The organism is Mesorhizobium sp. M7D.F.Ca.US.004.03.1.1 (assembly GCF_003998635.1).
GTDB lineage: Bacteria > Pseudomonadota > Alphaproteobacteria > Rhizobiales > Rhizobiaceae > Mesorhizobium > Mesorhizobium loti.
The window spans coordinates 1-5,171 of the sequence record NZ_RZQG01000416.1 but is presented as its reverse complement, the minus strand read 5'-3'; the positions used below and the strand labels follow the sequence as shown (position 1 = coordinate 5,171).

4 protein-coding genes are annotated in these 5,171 nt (G+C 62.7%); 1 reads left to right on the top strand and 3 read right to left on the bottom strand.

The genetic code is table 11. The features are described from left to right. Positions 1-230 precede the first annotated feature (230 nt). From EN935_RS21495 to EN935_RS21485, 3 genes are all read right to left on the bottom strand, one after another. Complete coding sequence (locus EN935_RS21495; RefSeq protein ID WP_109661129.1) at positions 231-431, bottom strand: hypothetical protein; 201 nt, start codon at positions 429-431, stop codon at positions 231-233. Between the two features lie 84 nt (positions 432-515). Then, entirely contained in the window at positions 516-1,136 is a 621-nt protein-coding gene (locus EN935_RS21490) for a ribonuclease D (protein ID WP_109658721.1), read from the bottom strand. A gap of 124 nt (positions 1,137-1,260) precedes the next feature. Next, on the bottom strand, positions 1,261-2,646 hold the full coding sequence (locus EN935_RS21485) for a M20/M25/M40 family metallo-hydrolase (RefSeq protein ID WP_109658720.1): 1,386 nt from the start codon (positions 2,644-2,646) through the stop codon (positions 1,261-1,263). A 421-nt stretch (positions 2,647-3,067) separates the two neighbouring features. On the opposite strand from EN935_RS21485, the gene EN935_RS21480 reads away from it, so the two are divergent. Further along, positions 3,068-5,171 (top strand): DNA polymerase (locus EN935_RS21480; RefSeq protein ID WP_164771248.1); only part of this gene is annotated, 2,104 nt, incomplete at its 3' end.

Genomic DNA, 5,171 nt, shown 5'->3' with positions numbered 1-5,171 from the left:
CACTAATGCATGTCGCGCAAAAGTGGCCCCGGTTTTGCGAGAACGACATGCATAAAGCAAAGACCTAAAGCGCGTCGCCTGAATCCGCTCAAACGCGACGCGCTTTAGAGTAATTCCAGGAAAAGTGTAAAGCGGTTTTCCCGGGAAAAGCGCGTAGCGCTTTCCCTAGAGGATTGCGTCAAAACAAAGAGTTAGAGCAGCTCGCCGTTTCCGTGAAACGGTGAACTGCTCTAATCGTCACCGTCGCTTGCGGCAGGCCGCCAACTGGTCGGCTCGACCTTCTTTTGCGTGTGACTGTCGGTGTAGACCCACCAGCCGTCGTCGCGATATTGCGCGATGGATTCGTTGATCACGCCGTCGCTGTCCTTCCACGTGACGGAGACCTTGGAGCCGTCGGTCGGCGCGGTCGCTATGGACTTTCTGTCCGTCATGTCATCCCCCATTTGAGCCGACAAAACGCGGCAGCCTGCATCTGGTTCCAACCGGCCATCGGCAGCAGCTCGCGGAGACGACCGTCAGCTATGGGCGAAGATATCCTCTTCGTCCCAGCCCATCAGATCGAGTTTGGCACGCGTCGGCAGGAAGCGGAAGCAGGCATCGGCCTCCTTGGTCCGCCCATCGCGCGCCAACCGTCCGGCCAGCACATCGCGCAACCGGTGCAGATAGAGCACGTCGGAAGCGGCATATTCGAGCTGTTCGGGCGACAGCGTTTCGGCCGCCCAGTCTGACGATTGCTGCGCCTTGGACAGGCCGACGCCGAGAAGCTCGAAGCAGATGTCCTTCAGCCCGTGGCGGTCGGTGTAGGTGCGGGTCAGCCGCGAGGCGATCTTGGTGCAGAACACCGGCTCGGGCATCACGCCGAACGCATTGTAGAGCACGGCAAGGTCGAAGCGTCCGTAGTGGAACAGCTTGGTTATGCCGCGGTTCCTCAGCAGGCTGACGAGGTTCGGCGCCTTCTTCTGGCCGGGCGCGATCTGGATGACATCGGCGCTGCCGTCACCAGGCGAAATCTGCACCACGCACAGCCGATCGCGATGTGGGTTGAGCCCCAGCGTCTCGGTGTCGATGGCTACTGCCCCGACATTGTAGTGCGAGAGGTCGGGCAGATCATGCTTGTGGAAACGGATGTCGGCCATTGTCTTCTCCGGTCGAGCCTTGCGCGTCCCTTGACCCGCAAGGGACGCTATAGCGCTTTTGTCTTGTGGCCCGTCCTCGCCGCGATCCGCTGAAAAATCAACAGGAAAACGAGGGTCCCGCCGCTCAGCGCGTCAAGGCATCGAGAATCCGCGCCCAGGAGCGCTGGCCCTTGTGGAAGGAGCTGAGCTCGTATTTCTCGTTGGGCGAGTGGATGCGGTCGTCGTCGAGGCCGAACCCGACCAGGAGCGATTCCATGCCGAGATAGGTCTGGAAGTCGCCGACCACCGGAATCGACCCGCCGCTGCCCGTCGTCACCGCCGGCTTCGGCCATTCGTCGGACAGCGCATCCTTGGCCTTGGCCAGGAACGGCGAATCGTAGGAAAGCTGGATTGCCGGCGAGCCGCCATGCGGGTGGAATTCGACCGAGCAGTCGGCCGGAATCCGTTCCTTGACGAATTTCTGGAACGCCGCTCGGATTTTCTTGGGATCCTGCTTGTGGACGAGGCGGAAGGAGACTTTTGCCGAGGCTTCCGCCGCGATCACCGTCTTGAAGCCCTTGCCGGTGTAGCCGCCGATGATGCCGTTGAACTCGGCCGTCGGCCGCGCCCAGGTGAGTTCCAGCACCGAGCGCCCCTTTTCGCCCGACGGGATCGACAGGCCGACTGGTCCGAGGAACGTCTCGGCCGTCTCGCCAAGCGTCTCCCAGGATTTCAGGATCTGCGACGGCGTTTCCTCGACCCCGTCATAGAAACCGGGAATGGTGATGTGGCCGTCCTTGTCGTGGATATCGGCCAAAACCTTGACCAGGATGCGGATCGGGTTGGCGGCAGCACCGCCATAGAGGCCGGAATGCAGGTCACGGTCGGCGGCCTTGATCGTGATCTCCTCGCCGACCAGCCCGCGCAATCCGACGCAGATCGACGGCGTATCGCGGTCCCACATGCCGGTATCGCAGACCAGCGCGAAATCGGCCTTGAGTTCGTCGGCATTGGCCTCGAGGAACGGCTTCAGCGACGGCGAGCCGGATTCCTCCTCGCCCTCGAACAGGATGGTGATGCGGCAGGGCAGATTGCCGTGCACCTGCTTCCAGGCGCGGCAAGCCTCGACGAAGGTCATCAACTGGCCCTTGTCGTCGGCCGAGCCGCGTCCCGTGATCACCTTGTGGTCCGGTCCGACCTCCTTGACCGCGGGCGCGAACGGATCGCTTTCCCACAATTCGATCGGGTCGACCGGCTGTACGTCGTAATGACCATAGAACAGCACATGCGGCGCACCCGCCGGCCCGTCGTGATGGGCGACTACCATCGGGTGTCCCGGCGTATCACGCACGCTGGCGTCGAAGCCGATCAGCTTGAGTTCGGCCACCAGCCATTCCGCCGCCTTGCGGCAGTCGGCGGCATAGGCCGGATCGGTTGAGATCGACTTGATCCTGAGCAGGCCGAACAGGCGTTCGAGGCTCTGGTCGAGATTCTTGTCGAGACGGTCGAGGACGGGGGAAACTGCGGACATGTGTGAAGCCTTTCGATTCAGAACCGGAACCGTAAAGGCAGGACAGGAAAACGAAAAGCCCGCGATCGTTGGACCACGGGCTGCAAACGTCTGTCTGAGGTAAAAAAAGACCGCCGTGGTGGAGGGGGAACCACGGCGGCCTTCTACTCGAAACGATGCGGCAGCCCGGAGAGGGGGGATAGGCTGCCGCAGGTGTCCGGGATAGGCGGGGGACGGGCCTTGCTCCGGACTCGGCGAAAACTGCCGATGACCTTTATTTGTGTCTTTGAACGTGGCGATTCAAGGGCACGAAAATTACACTTTTGTAACATGGCCGTGAGCAGGCCGGCCCGCGGCCGTTCTGTCAGGGTGTTGCCGGAACCGATATTTGAGGCTGCCTTTGGCATGGACCAAGCCGCCGCGCCGCGCTATCCCTGCCGACATGAAAAAAGGCGATCATCTCTTCCTTGTCGACGGCTCCGGCTACATCTTCCGTGCCTATCATGCGCTACCGCCACTAACCCGCAAATCCGACGGTCTGCCGGTCGGCGCCGTTTCCGGCTTCTGCAACATGCTGTGGAAGCTGATGCTCGACGCCCGCAACACCGATGTAGGCATTGTGCCGACGCATTTCGCGGTCATTTTCGACTATTCGTCGAAAACCTTTCGCAACCACCTTTACCCCGAATACAAGGCCAACCGCTCGGCCCCGCCGGAAGACCTGATCCCGCAATTCGGCCTGATCCGCCAGGCGACCAGGGCGTTCAACCTGCCTTGCATCGAGATCGAAGGCTACGAGGCCGACGATCTGATCGCCACCTATGCCAGGCTTGCCCGTGAAGCAGGCGGCGACACCACCATCATCTCCTCCGACAAGGACCTGATGCAGCTGGTCGGCGACACGGTCGGCATGTACGACCCGATGAAGGACCGCCAGATCGGCATTCCGGAGGTCATCGAGAAATGGGGCGTGCCGCCGGAGAAAATGGTCGACCTGCAGGCGCTGACCGGCGATTCCGTCGACAATGTGCCTGGTGTGCCCGGCATCGGGCCGAAGACGGCGGCACAACTGCTCGAGCAGTTCGGCGACCTCGACACGCTGCTGGCCCGCGCCGGCGAGATCAAGCAGGACAAGAGGCGCGAATCCATCATCGCCAACGCCGACAAGGCGCGTATTTCGCGTCAGTTGGTGACGCTGATGAACGACGTGCCGGTGGCCGAGGGGCTGGACGATTTCGTCCTGCATGCGCCGGACGGACCGAAGCTGATCGGCTTCCTCAAGACGATGGAATTCACCTCGCTGACCCGCCGCGTGGCGGAGGCGACCAGCACCGAGGTCGGTGACGTCCAGGCCGTCGCGGTGACCGTCGAGCGCGCCGATAACGCGCATGGCCCCGATGTCGGTGCTGGAGCTTCCAGCGAGGCGCGACCTGCCGGGACCGGCCAAGACGGCGCGGCAGACGGGGCGCCGGGCACCGAGAAACCCATCAGCGGCGACACCCCTTCCCTGCTCGCCGCGCTGCGTCTAGAGCGTGCGGCCACCCGCAAGATCGATACATCGGCCTATCACTGCATCCGCGATGTCGCGACCTTGAAAGCTTGGGTCGCGGAGGCAACCGGGACTGGCCTTGCCGCTTTCGACGTCAGGGCGACGTCGGCCGATCCGATGCAAGCCGAGTTGATCGGCATATCCATCGCCACGGCGCCCGGCCGCGCCGCCTACATTCCTTTCACCCACAAGAGCGGCAACGGCGACCTGCTCGGCGGCGGCGTGGTCGAAAACCAGATTCCTCTCCGCGAGGCGCTGGCCCTGCTGAAACCGCTGCTGGAAGACAGGTCGGTTCTCAAGATCGCGCAGAACCTGAAATACGATCTTGTCGTCATGAGCCGCTATGGCATCGATGTTGCGCCGTTCGACGACACCATGCTGATCTCCTACGTGCTCGATGCCGGCACGCCCCATGGTCACGGCCTGGACTCGCTTGCCGAGAAATGGCTGGGTCATACCCCTCTCCTGCTCAAGGACGTCACCGGCTCCGGCAAAAGCTCCGTCGGTTTCGATCAGGTCGACATCGACAAGGCGACCGCTCATGCCGGCGAAGACGCCGATATGACGCTGCGGCTCTGGCTGGTGCTGAAACCGCGGCTCGCCGCCAAGGGGCTGGTGTCGGTCTATGAGCGGCTGGAACGGCCGCTGGTGCCGGTGCTGGCGCGCATGGAACAGCGCGGCATCTCTGTCGACCGGCAGATCCTGTCGCGGCTGTCAGGCGAACTGGCGCAGGGCGCCGCCCGGCTGGAAGAAGAAATCTATCAGCTCATCGGCGAGCGCATCAACATCGGCTCGCCAAAACAGCTCGGCGACATCCTGTTCGGTCGCATGGGTCTGCCCGGTGGCTCTAAAACCAAGACCGGCCAGTGGTCGACCTCGGCGCAACTTCTCGAAGACCTCGCCGCCGAGGGCCATGAACTGCCGCGCAAGATCGTCGACTGGCGCCAGCTGACCAAGCTCAAGTCGACCTATACCGATGCGCTGCCAGGCTTCATCC

Bases quoted from the DNA above. Each gene is read 5' to 3' on its own strand.
- EN935_RS21485 (WP_109658720.1), bottom strand. From the start codon at position 2,646: ATGTCCGCAGTTTCCCCCGTCCTCGACCGTCTCGACAAGAATCTCGAC.
- EN935_RS21495 (WP_109661129.1), bottom strand. From the start codon at position 431: ATGACGGACAGAAAGTCCATAGCGACCGCGCCGACCGACGGCTCCAAG.
- EN935_RS21490 (WP_109658721.1), bottom strand. From the start codon at position 1,136: ATGGCCGACATCCGTTTCCACAAGCATGATCTGCCCGACCTCTCGCAC.